The organism is Actinomadura logoneensis, assembly GCF_003428695.1.
GTDB lineage: Bacteria > Actinomycetota > Actinomycetes > Streptosporangiales > Streptosporangiaceae > Spirillospora > Spirillospora logoneensis.
This window is the reverse complement of sequence record NZ_QURH01000115.1, coordinates 25,662-40,853: the sequence shown is the minus strand read 5'-3', so window position 1 is coordinate 40,853 and position 15,192 is coordinate 25,662. Positions and strand designations below refer to the sequence as shown.

At 71.6% G+C, this 15,192-nt stretch carries 10 protein-coding genes; 6 read left to right on the top strand and 4 right to left on the bottom strand.

Features of this window, described 5'->3' with window-relative positions; all coding sequences use genetic code 11:
- Window positions 1–63 precede the first annotated feature (63 nt).
- The gene (aceB, locus tag DZF91_RS06365; protein WP_117356561.1) at window positions 64–1,665 is read right to left on the bottom strand and encodes a malate synthase A; all 1,602 of its coding nucleotides are present in this window, start codon (window positions 1,663–1,665) and stop codon (window positions 64–66) included.
- 441 nt (window positions 1,666–2,106) lie between these two features.
- On the opposite strand from aceB, the gene hflX reads away from it, so the two are divergent.
- From hflX to DZF91_RS06340, 5 genes are all read left to right on the top strand, one after another.
- Window positions 2,107–3,570, top strand: coding sequence for a GTPase HflX (gene hflX, locus DZF91_RS06360; protein WP_117356560.1), 1,464 nt, complete (start codon window positions 2,107–2,109; stop codon window positions 3,568–3,570).
- A gap of 936 nt (window positions 3,571–4,506) precedes the next feature.
- On the top strand, window positions 4,507–5,721 hold the full coding sequence (hutI, locus tag DZF91_RS06355) for an imidazolonepropionase (RefSeq protein ID WP_117356559.1): 1,215 nt from the start codon (window positions 4,507–4,509) through the stop codon (window positions 5,719–5,721).
- Between the two features lie 142 nt (window positions 5,722–5,863).
- Window positions 5,864–6,709 (top strand): DegV family protein, encoded by an 846-nt coding sequence (locus DZF91_RS06350; protein WP_117356558.1) that lies wholly within the window; start codon window positions 5,864–5,866, stop codon window positions 6,707–6,709.
- Between the two features lie 730 nt (window positions 6,710–7,439).
- Entirely contained in the window at window positions 7,440–8,078 is a 639-nt protein-coding gene (locus tag DZF91_RS06345; protein WP_117356557.1) for a ComEA family DNA-binding protein, read from the top strand.
- A gap of 1,046 nt (window positions 8,079–9,124) precedes the next feature.
- Window positions 9,125–11,242, top strand: coding sequence for a ComEC/Rec2 family competence protein (locus DZF91_RS06340; RefSeq protein WP_235834121.1), 2,118 nt, complete (start codon window positions 9,125–9,127; stop codon window positions 11,240–11,242).
- A 116-nt stretch (window positions 11,243–11,358) separates the two neighbouring features.
- On the opposite strand, the gene DZF91_RS38800 is transcribed toward DZF91_RS06340, so the two are convergent.
- Together DZF91_RS38800 and DZF91_RS06330 are read right to left on the bottom strand one after the other, a co-directional pair.
- On the bottom strand, window positions 11,359–11,607 hold the full coding sequence (locus tag DZF91_RS38800; protein WP_147341019.1) for a hypothetical protein: 249 nt from the start codon (window positions 11,605–11,607) through the stop codon (window positions 11,359–11,361).
- A 293-nt stretch (window positions 11,608–11,900) separates the two neighbouring features.
- The gene (locus DZF91_RS06330; protein ID WP_117356554.1) at window positions 11,901–12,809 is read right to left on the bottom strand and encodes an aldo/keto reductase; all 909 of its coding nucleotides are present in this window, start codon (window positions 12,807–12,809) and stop codon (window positions 11,901–11,903) included.
- 66 nt (window positions 12,810–12,875) lie between these two features.
- Here DZF91_RS06330 and DZF91_RS06325 point away from each other — a divergent pair, with 66 nt between their 5' ends.
- Window positions 12,876–13,874 (top strand): ArsR/SmtB family transcription factor, encoded by a 999-nt coding sequence (locus DZF91_RS06325; RefSeq protein WP_235834120.1) that lies wholly within the window; start codon window positions 12,876–12,878, stop codon window positions 13,872–13,874.
- A 302-nt stretch (window positions 13,875–14,176) separates the two neighbouring features.
- Here the strand turns inward: DZF91_RS06325 and holA are convergent, their stop codons facing one another.
- Window positions 14,177–15,136 (bottom strand): DNA polymerase III subunit delta, encoded by a 960-nt coding sequence (holA, locus tag DZF91_RS06320; protein ID WP_117356553.1) that lies wholly within the window; start codon window positions 15,134–15,136, stop codon window positions 14,177–14,179.
- Window positions 15,137–15,192: the final 56 nt, after the last annotated feature.

Below are 15,192 nucleotides of genomic sequence, written 5' to 3'. Positions count from 1 at the left end.
CGGCCCCGCCTGGAGGCCGCCGCGCCCGGGGTGATGCGGGAGTCCCTACGCGGGAGTGCTTCCCTACGGGAAGCGGATGTACGCCGGGGTGGTCAGGAACTCGGAGTACTCGTCCGCGAGCGTGACCTCCTTGAACAGCGCCACGGCCTCGTTGAAGCGCGGCTCGTTGTAGGCGTCGCCCAGCTCGGCGCGGATGTTGGCGAGCTCCTCGTCCAGCAGCCGCTCGACCAGCTCGCGGGTGACCGTCTCGCCCTCCTTGAGCGTCACGCCGTTGCGGATCCACTGCCAGACCTGCGAGCGGGAGATCTCGGCGGTCGCCGCGTCCTCCATCAGGTTGTGGATCGCGACCGCGCCCGAGCCGTTCAGCCAGGTCGCGAGGTAGCGCAGCGCCACGTCGATGTTGTTGCGCAGGCCCGCCTCGGTGATGTCGCCCGGCGTCGCCTTGAAGTTCAGCAGGTCGGCCGCCGAGACCTTGACGTCCTCGCGGAGCCGCTCGCGCTGGTTCGGCCGGTCGCCGAGGACGCCGTCGAACACCTCGCGGCAGACCGGCACCAGGTCGGGGTGCGCGACCCAGGACCCGTCGAATCCGTCGCCCGACTCGCGCGTCTTGTCCGCCCGGACCTTCTCCAGCGCGACCTTGTTGACCTCGGCGTCCTTGCGGGACGGGATGAACGCGGCCATGCCGCCGATCGCGTGCGCGCCGCGCTTGTGGCAGGTGCGCACGAGCAGTTCGGTGTAGGCGCGCATGAACGGCGCGGTCATCGTGATCGCGTTCCGCTCGGGCAGCACGTAGTCGGCGCCCCGGTCCCGGAACTTCTTGATCACGCTGAACAGGTAGTCCCAGCGGCCCGCGTTCAGCCCGGCGGAGTGGTCGCGCAGCTCGTAGAGGATCTCCTCCATCTCGAACGCGGCCGGGATGGTCTCGATCAGGACGGTCGCGCGGATCGTCCCGCGCGGGATCTCCAGGGTGTCCTGCGCCAGGTTGAAGGCGTCGTTCCAGAGGCGGGCCTCCAGGTGCGACTCCATCTTGGGCAGGTAGAAGTACGGGCCCTTGCCCTTGGCGAGCTGGCGGCGCGCGCAGTGGAAGAAGTACAGGCCGAAGTCGAACAGGGAGCCGGACATCGGCTCGCCGTCCACCAGCAGGTGCTTCTCCTCCATGTGCCAGCCGCGCGGGCGGACGACGATGGTGGCGAGCTCGGCGTCGTCCTTGAGGGCGTAGGACTTGCCGCTCCTGTCGTCGGTGAAGTCGATCGTGCGGTCGAGGGCGTCCCGCAGGTTCAGCTGGCCCTCGATCATGTTCGTCCACAGCGGCGTGTTGGCGTCCTCGAAGTCCGCCAGCCACACCTTCGCGCCCGAGTTCAGGGCGTTGATCGTCATCTTCCGGTCGGTCGGGCCGGTGATCTCGACGCGGCGGTCCCGCAGGCCCGGCGCCGGGTCGGCGACGCGCCAGCTGTCGTCGGTGCGGATCTCGGCCGTCTCCGGGAGGAAGTCCAGCGTGCCGCCCGCCGAGAGCCGCTCCTGGCGCTCCTCGCGGGCCTTCAGCAGCTCCTTGCGGCGCCCGCCGAACTCGCGCTGCAGAGTGGCGAGCAGGCCGAGAGCCTCGGGGGTGAGGATCTCGTCGTAGCGCTCGCCCAGAGGTCCCCGGACCTCGACACCGTCGGTCATGGTGCCCGCCCTTCCGTGTGTTCGTACGTCTGCGTGTCGTGCGTCTGCGTGTCGTGCGTCTGCAATGTCGTGCGTCTGCGTGTCGTGCTTCTGCGTGTCCGTACGGCCGCGTGCCCGGCCGCGCCTCGCGGCCACCGCACCCGCCTCCGGGGTCGAATTTCGCCTGGCGAAATTCGACTTCTGTTATGTGGAGTACGCTACTCGCCGGTACGGATCCGGGTCAAAGCGGGGGTCTCTGGAGGAAACTCCCCCCGCCGGGGACGGGATAATCGGGTGACCTGCCGGAGCGCCGCGTGGGACGATCCCTCCGAAGCGCGCGGGAGGACCGCGGGAGCCGCCGGACGGCCCGGACGGGCACATCGCGGGGATGCCGTGGTGCAGCGCGGGTACGAGCCGTCGTGGGGAATCGATCGGGTTCCTACGGCGTTTGACAGAGGGCCTATGACTGAACCTTTCTCTGAACACCGCACCGACGACGTCCTCGACGACCTCGCCGGCCTCGACGCCCATGACGGGGACGAGCCCATGACCGGGGAGCTCGACCTCGAGGAGCGCCGGGCGCTGCGCCGTGTCGCGGGACTGTCCACCGAACTCGAAGACGTCAGCGAGGTCGAGTACCGGAAGCTGCGCCTGGAGCGCGTGGTCCTGGTCGGCGTCTGGACCGAGGGCACCGCCGAGGACGCCGAGAACTCGCTCCGCGAACTGGCGCTGCTCGCCGAGACCGCCGGATCGCAGGTCCTGGAGGGCCTCACCCAGCGCCGCTCCCGGCCGGACGCGGCGACCTACATCGGCTCCGGCAAGGCCCAGGAGCTGCGGGACGTCGTGATCGCCACCGGCGCCGACACGGTGATCTGCGACGGCGAGCTGGCCCCGAGCCAGCTGCGCCACCTGGAGGAGATCGTCCAGGTCAAGGTCATCGACCGCACCGCGCTGATCCTCGACATCTTCGCCCAGCACGCCAAGAGCCGCGAGGGCAAGGCGCAGGTCGAGCTCGCCCAGCTGAACTACCTGCTGCCGCGCCTGCGCGGCTGGGGCGGCAACCTGTCCCGGCAGGTCGGCGGGCGCGCCGCGGGCGGCGTCGGCATCGGCGGCCGAGGCCCCGGCGAGACCAAGATCGAGCTGGACCGGCGCCGGATCCGCACCCGGATGGCCAAGCTGCGCCGCCAGATCGCCGAGATGGGCAAGGCCCGCGACACCAAGCGCGGCGAGCGCCGCCGCAACATGGTGCCCGCCGTCGCCATCGCCGGCTACACCAACGCGGGCAAGTCGTCCCTGCTCAACCGGCTCACCGGGGCGGGCGTGCTGGTGGAGAACGCCCTGTTCGCCACCCTGGACCCCACCGTCCGGCGCGCCACCACGCCGTCCGGCCGGGCCTACACGCTCGCCGACACGGTCGGGTTCGTCCGGCACCTCCCGCACCAGCTGGTGGAGGCGTTCCGCTCCACTCTGGAGGAGGTCACCGACGCGCACCTGGTCGTGCACGTCGTGGACGGCTCCGACCCGAACCCCGAGCTCCAGATCGACTCGGTCCGCGAGGTGTTCCGGGAGATCGGCGCCGACTCGCTGCCCGAGCTCATCGTGATCAACAAGGCGGACGCGGCGGACCCGCTGGCCATCGCCCGGCTGCGCCGGCGCGAGCCGCACAGCGTCGTCGTCTCGGCCCGCACCGGGCAGGGCATCGAGGAGCTGCGGGAGGCCATCGAACGCGACCTCCCCACCCTCGCGCGCGAGGTCCGCGTCCTGCTCCCGTACGAGCGGGGCGACCTGGTGACGGCCGTGCACGAGCGGGGCGAGGTCCTCAAGCAGGAGCACGAGGCGGCGGGCACCGTCCTGCTGGCCCGCGTCCCGGAGGACCTGGCCGCCGAACTCACCCGCTACGAGGACCCGGTTCCCGCCTCGTCCTGACGACCCCTGAGGGCAGGCGGGCTCGGACCGCCTGGCCTCCGGGGGCTTGGTGAACGTTTCAGAGGACCCTCGGGGCAGATCATCGCCCCGAGGGTCCTCTGGCGTTTACGGACGCGAAGTTCTGCGCGGGGCGAGGGCCTGTTCGAGCGCCACGGCGAGCGCCGACCGGCGAGGGCCTGTTCGAGCGCCACGGCGAGCGCCGACCGCTAAGTGTCGGCGCTGGTGCCGACGGCCGGTGCCGACGGCGAGTGCCGACGGCGAGTGCTGACGGCGAGTGCTGATGGCCGGTTACGTCGGCGGCTTAGCTGAACGTTCGCTGGACGGCCCGGACCGTCCTCCGGCTGGTCCGGGCGTTGGAGCCGGGACGCGCGGACATCCGCGTTTGCGACCCGGCGCCCCTTCACGGAAAGCTTCACGAAGCACGGACTCGGAGAACGGGTGCGGTCGTACGATGGTGCGGTCGCACCCGTTCTCTGATCGTTTCCGGAGCCGTCCGGCCGCCGGCAGGTGACAGCTTCTCCATTCCGCTTGACGGGTCTGCCGGAATCCGTACGGTCGTAGGACTAAGGGTGGGGTGATGGCGGCGATGCGGTGCGTCCCGGTATTTGGCGGCTTATTGGATGTTGGGCGGGTTATGGCCGGATGCCAGTCATGGATGACCTGGTCCCACGTCCGGGAACGCCGTCGCCACCGGGGAACTTTCCGGCGGGGCGCGGCGTTGGCCGGGCGAAGGTTGTCCGCCGGGCCTTCAGTGCACTACCGTGACGAAACCGATATCTCCGGTCTCGTTGCTCAAGGTGATCCGCGGATCACCCCTTCCCCCAGAGATGAACCGCCGGCACCCAGTCGGCGTTCCGTATCGAGAGCAGGTGGCCCAGTCCATGGCGTCAGACCGCACGCCGCGCGGCGTTCCCACCCCCACCGGGCGGTGACCCCGTGACGGTCAGGCTGCTCACTAACATCGGACGTCTCTGGACGGGCACCGACGTCTGCAGCAACGCCGCCGTCCTGATCCACGACGACCGCATCGTGTGGGCGGGTCCGGCCTCCGACCTGCCGCAGAGCGTCCCCGGCATCATCGACGACATCGTCGACGTCGACCACGTGGAGAACCTCGGCGGCGGCCTGGTCACGCCCGGCCTCATCGACGCCCACGCGCACCCGGTCTACGCGGGCAACCGCTGGGCCGAACTCGCGATGCGCACCAGCGGCTCGTCCCATTCGGCCATCGCGGCGGCGGGCGGCGGCGTCAACTCCACCGTCACCGTGACCCGCGGAACCGACCCCTGGACGCTGTGCAACGGCGTCCGCGAACGGCTCCGGCAGTGGATCCTCGCGGGCACCACCACCGTCGAGGCCAAGACCGGCTACCACCTCACCCGCGACGGCGAGCTCGCCGACATCCGGATGCTGCGGTCGCTGGAGTCCGAGCCGTCCATGCCGCGCATCCACGCCACCTTCCTCGCCGCGCACATCCTGCCGCCGGAGTACTTCGGCCGCCGCCGCGACTACATCGAGGCCGTCCGCCAGTGGGCCGGCGACGCCGCCGTCGCGGGCGCCGACTCCATCGACGTGTACTGCGACGAGGGGCACTTCACCGCCGAAGAGGCCCGCATCCTGCTGCTGACCGGCAAGCGCAGCGGGCTCAAGGCGCGCATGCACGCCTGCGCCAACGAGCGCGTCGGCGCGGCGCAGGTCGCCGCCGAGGTCGGTTGCGCGTCCGCCGACCTGCTCACCCAGGCCAACGACGACGACGTGAAGGCCCTCGCGCACGCGGGTGTCACCGCGACCGTGTGCCCCGGCAGCTCCCTCAACTCGTCGCGCCCCGCGGCGCCGGTGCGCGCGATGCTCGACCGCGGCGTCACCGTCGCGCTCGGCACCGACCACAACCCCGGCCAGTGCGGCATCACCTCGATGCCGCTGGTCATCGGCCTCGCCGTCGCCATGTACGGCCTGTCGGTCACCGAGGCCCTCCGCGCCGCCACCCTCGGCGGCGCCGCCGCCCTGCGCGTCGGCGACCGCGGGTCCCTCGCCCCCGGCATGCTCGCCGACCTCGTCCTGTGGGACGCCGACCACGAGGGCGCGTTCGCCTGGGCCTTCGGTCTGCGGGCGCTCCGCGTGTGGCGCGGCGGCGTGCCCGTCCAGCCCTGACCGCCGACCGCGCGCCGGATACGGCTCCGGCGCGGTCGCGGTCTCCCGCCGTCCGAGCGCATCCGCTCCGGTTCGACGCTGTCGGACGGTTTGCCCTGTTTCGATCGGCTAGGGGCGGGTGTCCGGGGGTAGCCTCACCCCCATGGGCAGCGCGGTAGCGGTCGTCACGGACTCCTCGTCCCACCTTCCCCCGGACCTCGCCGACCGGCACGACGTCACGGTCGTCCCGCTGCAGCTCGTGATCGGCGGCGAGGTCCGCGACGAGGACCGGGCCGCGACCGCCGAGAGCGCGCGTGTGCTGCGCGAACGCCACCGCGTCACGACGTCCCGGCCGTCCCCGGAACGTTTCGCCTCGGTTTACCGGGCCGCCGCCGACGCGGGCGCCACCGCCGTCGTGTCGGTGCACCTGTCGGCCTCGATGTCGGGAACGGTCGAGGCCGCGCGCCTCGCCGCGACCGGATCGCCGGTGCCCGTCCACGTGGTCGACTCGGGCAGCATCGGCATGGGCCTGGGCTTCGCCGTCCTGTCCGCCGCCTCGGAGGCGCGAGGCGGGGGAACGCCCGCCGAGGTCGTGGCCGCCGCGCGCCGCCGCGCCGCCCTCACGCGCTCGCTGTTCTACGTCGACAACCTCGAACACCTGCGCCGGGGCGGACGCATCGGCGCTGCCGCCAACCTGCTGGGCTCCGCCCTCATGGTGAAGCCGCTGTTGGGCATCTCGGCGGGACGCATCGTGCCGTTGGAGAAGGTGCGCACGACATCCCGGGCGCTGGCCCGGCTGGCCGACCTCGCCGTTGCCGAAGCCGCGGACCGGCCGGTGGACCTGGGCATCCAGCACCTCGCCGCCGCGGCGCGCGCCGAAACGCTCGCCGCCGCACTCCGAACCCGCATCCCGAACGTGGTGGACGTCTACGTGGGCGAAGTCGGCCCGGTCATCGGCGCCCACGTCGGCCCCGGCATGATGGGCGTGGTGGTCGCCCCGCAGCTCTGACACCGAACTGCGTACCGGGGCCTGCCCCGCCATGTACTCCCGCTGTCAGCAGATAGGGGTCATATCGGGGGATTGCTCCGCTAAGCGCGCCTGACTCCGAACAATGAGCCGCATCACGCACACAGAGTCAGCGACTTGGCCAGGAAAAACACGGACGTCCGGAGTTGTGGTTCCGGTCGTCCGAAAAGGAATCCTGAGGCCGAGGAGATCGATCTCGATCGTACCGAGTGAGTAACTTCGCCACCAGGGAGAATGGCGGTTATCCACAGTTCGGGGCAGCGCTTTCACTGGACGCTCACAGCCTCCTAACGTCCTATGCATGGACGTTTTCGACACAGCGGCCCCACCGTCCGCTCACGTGCGCTCAGGCCCCACCCGCCCCGTTTTCCCCACGGCGTCAGACCAAGCCCTGAGTGATTTCTTTGCGACCGAGACGGCCCACGCCGGGGAAGAGGTCGCCGGTATCCACTCCGGCGCGAGCGAGCGTCCCGCCCGGTGGACGGAGGCAGCGGCCGAACCGGGAGCGGACGCGCTGAGGCCCCCGCGCCTGCGCCAGCTGGACGCCGAACCACCACCCGACGCCGCCCCGAGATCCTCGAAACGCCGCCCGGTCAGATCTCCTTCCGCAGTCCGCGATCACCATGACGGCTCTCACTCCGCCGAGCCGGTCTCCAAACGCCTCCTGACCCGCGCCAAGGGCCTCCTGGAGCGCGACCGCCTGGATCCGGGCATGGGCGGTGTACGCGCCCTCGTCATCGTCGGGGCCGTCGCGGTGCTGGTGGCGGTCGGCTACCTGTGGATGGCGCGTCCGCGCCCCGAACCGGTGACGACCGCCGCCGCCACAACACCCTCGTTGTCGGTGACGGCGAGCGGGCCGCCGTCCGGCGTCCCGAGCGGTGGCACCCAGCTGGTGGTCCAGGTGATCGGCAAGGTGCGCCGTCCGGGAGTGCTGACCCTCGCCGCCGGTTCACGGGTCGCGGACGCTCTCAACGCCGCCGGCGGTGTACGCGCAGGCGCCGACACGGGCGCCCTGAACCTCGCCCGCAAACTCATGGACGGTGAGCAGATCGCCGTCGGAATCCGTCCGCCCGCCCCCGCACCCGGGCAGGGCCCGGCCCCGCCCGGCGGCCCGACCTCCGGCGCCTCCTCCGGTTCGTCCGGAGCCTCCGCGTCCCCGCTGGACCTGAACACGGCGACGGCCGAACAACTCGACCAGTTGCCCGGTGTCGGCCCGGTCCTCGCCCGTCGCATCATCGACTACCGCACCCAGCACGGCCCGTTCCGCACCGTCGACCAGCTCCAGGACGTCCCCGGCATAGGAGCCCGCCGCCTGACCGACCTGAAACCCCTGCTCACCGCCCCGGGATGACTCCCTTCCAGAAAACACTCAGCCCCAGCCGCTCGCCCCCGGCGTCCCGCCCTTGACCAGCATCCCCAGGAAGGCTGGACGCGCGCTGTGCTTCAGCTCGGCTGTGCACGCCCAGTGTCCACGCCCGCATATCAACTACTCGCCGGAAGTTCGAGGAGGCCAGCCCGGCCGTACCTGAGCCCAGCCGTCTGCTCCAAGCGTCCATGCCCACGACCACCACTTGCCGGAAGACCCAGCAACCCATCCGGCGGGACCCAAGCCGAGCTGCCCGCGTGGCGCTCATCCCACGAGCCATCGTTCGCCGGAACTGCTGAGGACACCAGGCCGGTAGCGCTCAAGCTCAGCCGCGCCCCACGTCCATGCTCACGAAACCGCCCCTTGTCGGAAGGAGGAAGATGAGGTCACGCAACGAAGAGCCGCCGTCCGACGACCCACCTCTGTCATCCCCGGCAGTCGCCTCCGCCCCCAGGGACGCTTCCGCCTCCGGGGACGCTTCCGCCTCCAGGGATGTCTCCGCCCTGGGCGCCTCCGCTACGAGGGTTGGCTTCGCCTCCCGAGGCGGCTCGGTGACAGCTCGCGGGGTCGCGCTAGAGGAAGACGACCCGGCAGCCGAGGTCGATCTGCGCCTGGTCGCTCCCGCCTTCGGCGCGTGGGCTGGAGCCTTCGTCTGCCTCGGACAGGCCGCATCGACGTGCTACATCCTGGCCGTCGCCTGCGCCCTGGTAGCAGGCGGCCTCCTGCTCCGTGCCCGGCGGAGAGGGGAGAAGGGCAGGTCGCGCGTCTCTGGGAGCGGAGTCCAGAAGGAGCGCAACGTCCATGAGTCGCCATTCGCCGGAACTACCGAGGACGCGAACTCGGCAGCACACGAGTTCAGCCGCGTGCCCTCAGCATCCACCCCCGCTTCCGGGACTTGTGGGGACGGAGGGGGCAGGTCTGCCGAGAAGGAGAGGGAGAGGGATAGGGGCGGCGGTTGGCTCGCGGGGAGCGGCCGTCGTCTCGGTGGAAGGCGTAGGGGCGACTGGAGCGGGGTCTTGGGAGGCTGGGCGGTGGTCGGGGGAGTGGGGCTGCTCTGTGCGGCGGCTTCGGCCACCGGCGTCGGGCTCCGGACGTCCGCCGTGCGGTCGGGGCCGGTGTTCGCGGACGCGCGGGCGCATCGCAGCGCGGCGATGGTCGTCGCCGTGGCGGGCGATCCGAAGGTCAAGCGTGTCGGCGGGCGGGAACTGGTGATCGTCCGGGCGCGGGTCGAGCGCGTCGAGGGACGCGAGGGGCTGGTTCGGACGAGGGTCCCGGTCCTGCTGCTCGCGTCCGGACGGGAGTGGAGCAGGCTGATCCCGAGTATGAAGGTGAGGTGCGCTGGTCGCCTCGTTCCGCCCAAGCATGCGGAGCTGCTGGCGGGGGTCGTCCTTGTTCGGGGGCCGCCGTCCGTGGTCGGGGGACCGTCGGGCCTTCAGCGGACGGCCGGTGCCATCCGCGCGAAACTGAGGCAGGCGGCGAACGTCCTGCATCCGGACGCTCGCGGCGTGCTCCCCGCCATGGTCGTCGGAGACACCTCGCGCCTCGATCCGGACCTCGCCGAGGACTTCACGACGGCCGGACTGAGCCACCTGCTCGTCGTCTCCGGTGCGAACCTGGCGATCGTCGTCGGAGCCGTCCTGGCGCTCTGCCGGATGGCGGGCCTCGGCAGGCGCGGCGCGCCGATCATCGCCGGGCTCGCGGTCATCGGCTTCGTCGTGGTCGCCCGCCCCGACCCGAGCGTGTTGCGCGCGGCCGTCATGGCGACCGTCGGCCTTCTGGCCTTGTTCACCGGCCGGCCGCGCCAGGGAGTCCCCGCGCTGGCCGGGGCCGTGCTCCTGCTCGTCCTGGTCGATCCGGAGCTGAGCCGGTCGTACGGGTTCGCGCTCTCGGCAGCCGCGACCGCGGGCCTGCTCATCCTCGCGCCGCCCTGGCGGGAACGCCTGCGGCGCAGGCTGCCCGACCGGATCGCGGACGCCGTCGCGGTGGCGGTGGCCGCCGAACTGGCGGTGGCGCCGATCCTGGTGATGATGTCGGGCGAGCTGGGCGTGGTCTCGATCGCCGCCAACCTGCTCGCCGACCCCGCCGTGGCACCCGCCACGCTGTTCGGCGCCGCGGGCGCCGTGGTCGCGCCGTTCTCCCCGGGCCTGGCCGGGCTGATCCTCTGGCCGGCGGAGTACCCGGTCCGGTGGATCATCTGGGTCGCACGGACGGCCTCGGCGCTGCCCTATGCCACCCTGCCCTGGGCGAGCGGCGCGCTGGGAGCGGTCGGGCTGCTCACCGCGGGAGCCATCACCGTCGCGATGCTGCGGTCGCGACGTCTGCGCCTCCTGTTCGCCGCCGCGATCGCGGGGACTCTGGCGGGCGTCGTGTGCATGAACGTCCTCGCCCCCGGCTGGCCGCCTCCAGGCTGGCAGCTCGTCGCGTGCGATGTCGGCCAGGGCGACGGCCTCGTTCTGGCGGCAGGACCGGGAAGCGCGGTCGTGGTGGACGCGGGACCGGAACCCAGCGCCATCGACGGCTGCCTGCGCCGTCTGCGTGTCCGGGAGGTGCCGCTCCTGGTGTTGACCCATCCGCACGCCGACCACATCAACGGGGTGCCGGGCGTCCGGCACGGCAGGCGCGTCGGACTGGGCCTGGTCACCCCGCTGGGATTCGGCCGCGAGGCCCGGTTCGCGGGCGGCGTCCCCATACGTCCCGCTCAGCCGGGCGAGACGTGGCATCTCGGAGACCTCTCCCTGACCGTCCTCGCCCCGCCGGTGACCGGACCCCGCCTCACCGCGCAGGGCGACGGAACGATCATTAACAACGCGAGCATCGTCCTGGTCGCGTCCCGGCCCGGGTTCAGCGCGTTGCTGCCGGGCGACGTCGAGACGGAGGCCCAGGAAGCGCTGGTGCCGTCGTTGCCGCACGTCCAGGTCCTGAAGGTCCCGCACCACGGCTCCCGCAGCCAGCACCGCCCCTTCCTGGCCGCCGCCCACGCCTCCATCGGCCTGGTCTCCGTCGGAAAGGACAACGACTACGGCCACCCGTCCCCGCACACCGTCGGCCTCCTCCAGCACCTGGGTGTTCGCGTCCTCCGCACCGACCAGCAAGGAGACATAGCCGTAGTCCGAACCCGCGCAGGCCTGGCCACCGTCGCCCGCCACTGATCCCCCCAGCCGACCGGACGCCTGACGGTACCGAGGGGTGCGCCTTCGTAGGTTCGGCCGTACAGGCCAAGGACGCGCTGGATCTCGGCACGGAAGTCCGGGCCCCGAATGAAGATTCAGGTCTGGTGCTGCCAGCGCTTGAGCGCGTCCTGGCAGAGCCAGCGCCGCACGGTGGACGCCGAGACAGTGTCGGTGACGCGGCGCGCGGCCAGCTCGGCGGCCAGTTCCAGGCACGACCAGCGTGCCAGCGGCGTCCCGGTCTGGGCCGGGAGTTGTCGGGTGTGGGCGCTGAGGGGTGTCGGTGATGTCCTGCGTGCAGGCAGTTCGGCGGCCGGTTCCGGGCGCGTCCAGCGTGCCCGCGTCATCCGGGTCTGGGCCGGAAGTTGGCAGGCCAGGGCCTTGGCCTTGGTGGCCTGCGCGGGGGGTGAGGCGGGCCGGGCGTTCGCTGCGTTTGCTGTCGGGCCGGGCCGGCAGGCCACCGCTGGCGAACCGGTCCCGTCTGGCGCGCAGGGTGTCCGTGTGTGCGGAGTCCTGTGAACGTTGGTTGCCTTCTTCAGCCGTTGCCGGTCGGCGACGGGCAGCAGATGGAACGGCGGCAGGAGCAGGTGAGGCAGACGGGCCGATCGGCGGAAGTGGATCAATGTCATGGGGGGCTTGCTCATGCCGTGTCGTGGGGGAGGGAGTCCAGGGTGCTGAGTTCTTCCTCCGACAGGCGTAGGGAGCCGGCGCTGACGTTCTGGACTAGGTGGTCGAGGTCGCCGGTGCCGGGGATGGCCAGGACGTGGGAACCCTGGTGCAGCGTCCACGCCAGCCGGATCTGCGCTGGGCCGACGCCGTGGGCACGGGCGATCGTGCGCTCCTGCGGGTGGTGGTCGGTGGTCGCGCCGGCGGTGCGTCCGGCGCCGGCGATCGAGTAGAACGGCACGAACGCGATGCGGCGTTCACCGCAGAGGTCCAGGAACGCCCTCTGCTCGCGGGATGCGCCGATACCGTACATGTTCTGGACGCAGACCACCGGCGCGATGGCCTGGGCCTCGGCGAGGTGGTGAGGGCGGACGTTGGACAGACCCAGGTGACGGATGAGTCCGGCCTCGCGCAGTTCGGCGAGCGCGCCGAAGCGTTCGGCGATCGAGTCGGTGCCGACGATGCGCAGGTTCACCACGTCGAGGTGGTCGCGGCCGAGCCGGCGCAGGTTCTCCTCGACCTGGCCGCGCAGTTGCCCGGGGGTGGCGTGCGGCAGCCACCCGCCCGAGGGATCGCGGCCCGGCCCGACCTTGGTGGTGATGACGAGGTCGTCCGGGTAGGGGGCCAGCGCCTGGTTGATCAGTTCGTTGGCCGAGCGCAGCGCCGAGAAGTAGAACGCGGCGGTGTCGATGTGGTTCACGCCGAGCTCGACCGCGCGGCGCAGCACACGGATCGCCTGGTCGCGGTCGCGTGGGACGGCGTCGTCCGCGAACGCCTCACCGTGCTGCGGCAGGCGCATCGCGCCGAAACCGATCCGGTTGACCGTCAGGTCGCCGAGCTTCCAGGTGCCCGATGCCGCTGCGCTGATCGTCTGTGGGGTCATGGCGGGATGATCTCCGCACGGTAGGCTGACCCGCCATCCATTCGTACATGCCTGAATCTGTTGAGGGTGGTCGTCCTGGCGGAGCTGGCGTTCTCGACGAGCGATCTGGCGCAGGTGCGGTTCGCCGTCTCAGCGATGTGGGAAATCGCGCCCAGCTTCCGACTGCTGAGGTCCGGCACTCCGCATCCGGTCCACCGGCCCTGGGTCGACCAGGTACGGCCGCGCTGGGTGGCCGCCGGGCTGGACCGGGGATGGCTCTGCGAGCTGATCCCGCCCACCGCCGGCTACGTCCCCTACTTTCTCAACCCGGCTCCCGCCGGACCGGCCCCCACCCCGGCGGCGGAGCGGGAGGCGATCCTGGCCGCGTCCGCCGACCGGGTACGCCAGGACCTCGACCATCTGGCCCGCCACCAGGGAACCCTCGGCCGCCGGCTACGAGCCCTGCACAACGACCCACAGGGTCTCCTGGGCAAGGTCACAGAGGAGATCGAAACCTACTGGGAACTGGCACTCGCCCCCTACTGGGCCCGAATCCGGGCAGTCCTGGACGCGGACATCCTCCACCGGGCCCGGCTGGCCGCCGAGCGCGGCGCGGGCCACCTCCTCAACGACCTGCACACGTCGCTGAGCTGGGACGACAACGCGCTGCGGATGGCCCGCAGAAAGCAGCCACTGGTCCGCACGACGGCAGGCGCGGGACTGGTGCTGATCCCCTCCGCCTTCACCGGACCAGGGCTGCGCACCCGAACGACACCGCCGGATCCACCCCAACTCGCCTATCAGGCACGCGGTGTCGGCTCACTCTGGCAGGCACGGCCCGTCACACGAACCGACCCGCTCTCCGCCGTGCTGGGCCGCTCACGGACCCTGCTGCTGACCGAGTTGGAGATCCCGGCCTCGACCACGCAACTGGCCCGCCGCACCGGCCTTTCCCCCGCGGGGGTGTCCCAAAATCTCACCGCGCTGCGCAACGCGGGCCTGGTCAGCGCCCACCGCGTCGGCCGTTCCGTCCTCTACGCCCGCACTACCGCAGCCGAAACCCTCCTACAAGCGGCCTCCGCCTGACCTCACGTCGGCCCCCGAAGTCCTTTCAGAGCCGTCCACTCGGTTTTCGGCAAGCAGGCCAGGCTCCTCATCCTCCAAGCTCAACTCTTCACCCGCCATCAGGCGCCAGCAGCAGGTCCTTCCAGATGCCACCCGTGTCGAAGGCCGAGCAGGTCGGAGAGTTGGCGCGTCGTGGCCCCGTCCTGGGAGGGGAGACCGTGTTGGGTCCTGTTTGGGGGCGGGCGCGCGGGGGCCGCTCGTGTCAGAGGCCGGACGCGGCTGGGCCACGCGTGGTGGGGGACCGGGCAGGTGGGGAAAGGAGGTCAGCGGGTGGAGCGGGCGGCGACTATGTCTGACACCGCTTTCTCCAGTGCGTACGCGGGGTCGGCCGCGCCGCCCTTGACCTGGGCGTCGGCGTCGGCGACGACGGTCAGGGCTCGGGCCACGCCGTCTCCGGACCAGCCGCGCAACTGGCGCTGCACACGGTCGATCTTCCACGGGGGCATGCCCAGTTCCTTGGCCAGCGACGCACCCCGCGCCCCGCGAGGTGCACCGCCGACCTTGGCCAGCCCGCGCACGCCCTGCGCCAGCGCGCTCACGATCAGAACCGGAGCCACGCCCGTCGCGAGCGCCCACCGCAACTGTTCCAGCGCGTCCGCGAGCTGCCCCTCGATCGCCTTGTCCGCGACCGTGAAGCCGCTGACCTCGGCGCGTCCCCGGTAGTAGCGGGCGATCGCGGCGTCATCGACCTTCCCGCCGGTGTCCGCCACCAACTGGCTGGCGGCGGCGGCCAGTTCCCGCAGGTCGTTGCCGACCGCGTCCACCAGCGTCCGTGCTCCGTCGGCGGAGATCTTCCCTCCGTGCCGCCGGATCTCGGCACGCACGAAGTCGATGCGCTCGCCCACCTTGGTGATCTTGGGGCAGGCGACCTTCCGTGCTCCGGCCTTGGAGAGCCCGTCCGCCACGGCCTTGCCCCTGGCCCCGCCGGCGTGCACGGCGACCAGCGCGACTTCCGGCGCGGGGTTCTTCACATAGGCCAGGACCTCGGCCGCCAGGTCCTTGTTCAGATCCTGCGACGCCCGCAGCACCAGCACCTTCGCCCCGCCGAACAGCGAGGGCGACGTCAACTCGGCCAGCCGCCCCGGCTCCAGCCCGCCGGGCATCAGGTCGATGACCTCGGTCTCCGGATCGTCCGCCCGAGCCGCGGCGACCACGTCTCCGACCGCCCGCTCGATGAGCAGTTCCTCGTCTCCGACGATCAACGTGATGGCGTCCACTGGCACCCTCCAACAATGCCACACCCCTCCCGCCGCCCTGACCCAACAGCCAGAACGCCCGG

Bases quoted from the DNA above. Each gene is read 5' to 3' on its own strand.
- aceB (WP_117356561.1), bottom strand. From the start codon at position 1,665: ATGACCGACGGTGTCGAGGTCCGGGGACCTCTGGGCGAGCGCTACGAC.
- hflX (WP_117356560.1), top strand. From the start codon at position 2,107: ATGACTGAACCTTTCTCTGAACACCGCACCGACGACGTCCTCGACGAC.
- DZF91_RS06350 (WP_117356558.1), top strand. From the start codon at position 5,864: ATGGGCAGCGCGGTAGCGGTCGTCACGGACTCCTCGTCCCACCTTCCC.
- DZF91_RS06345 (WP_117356557.1), top strand. From the start codon at position 7,440: ATGGGCGGTGTACGCGCCCTCGTCATCGTCGGGGCCGTCGCGGTGCTG.
- DZF91_RS38800 (WP_147341019.1), bottom strand. From the start codon at position 11,607: ATGACGCGGGCACGCTGGACGCGCCCGGAACCGGCCGCCGAACTGCCT.
- DZF91_RS06330 (WP_117356554.1), bottom strand. From the start codon at position 12,809: ATGACCCCACAGACGATCAGCGCAGCGGCATCGGGCACCTGGAAGCTC.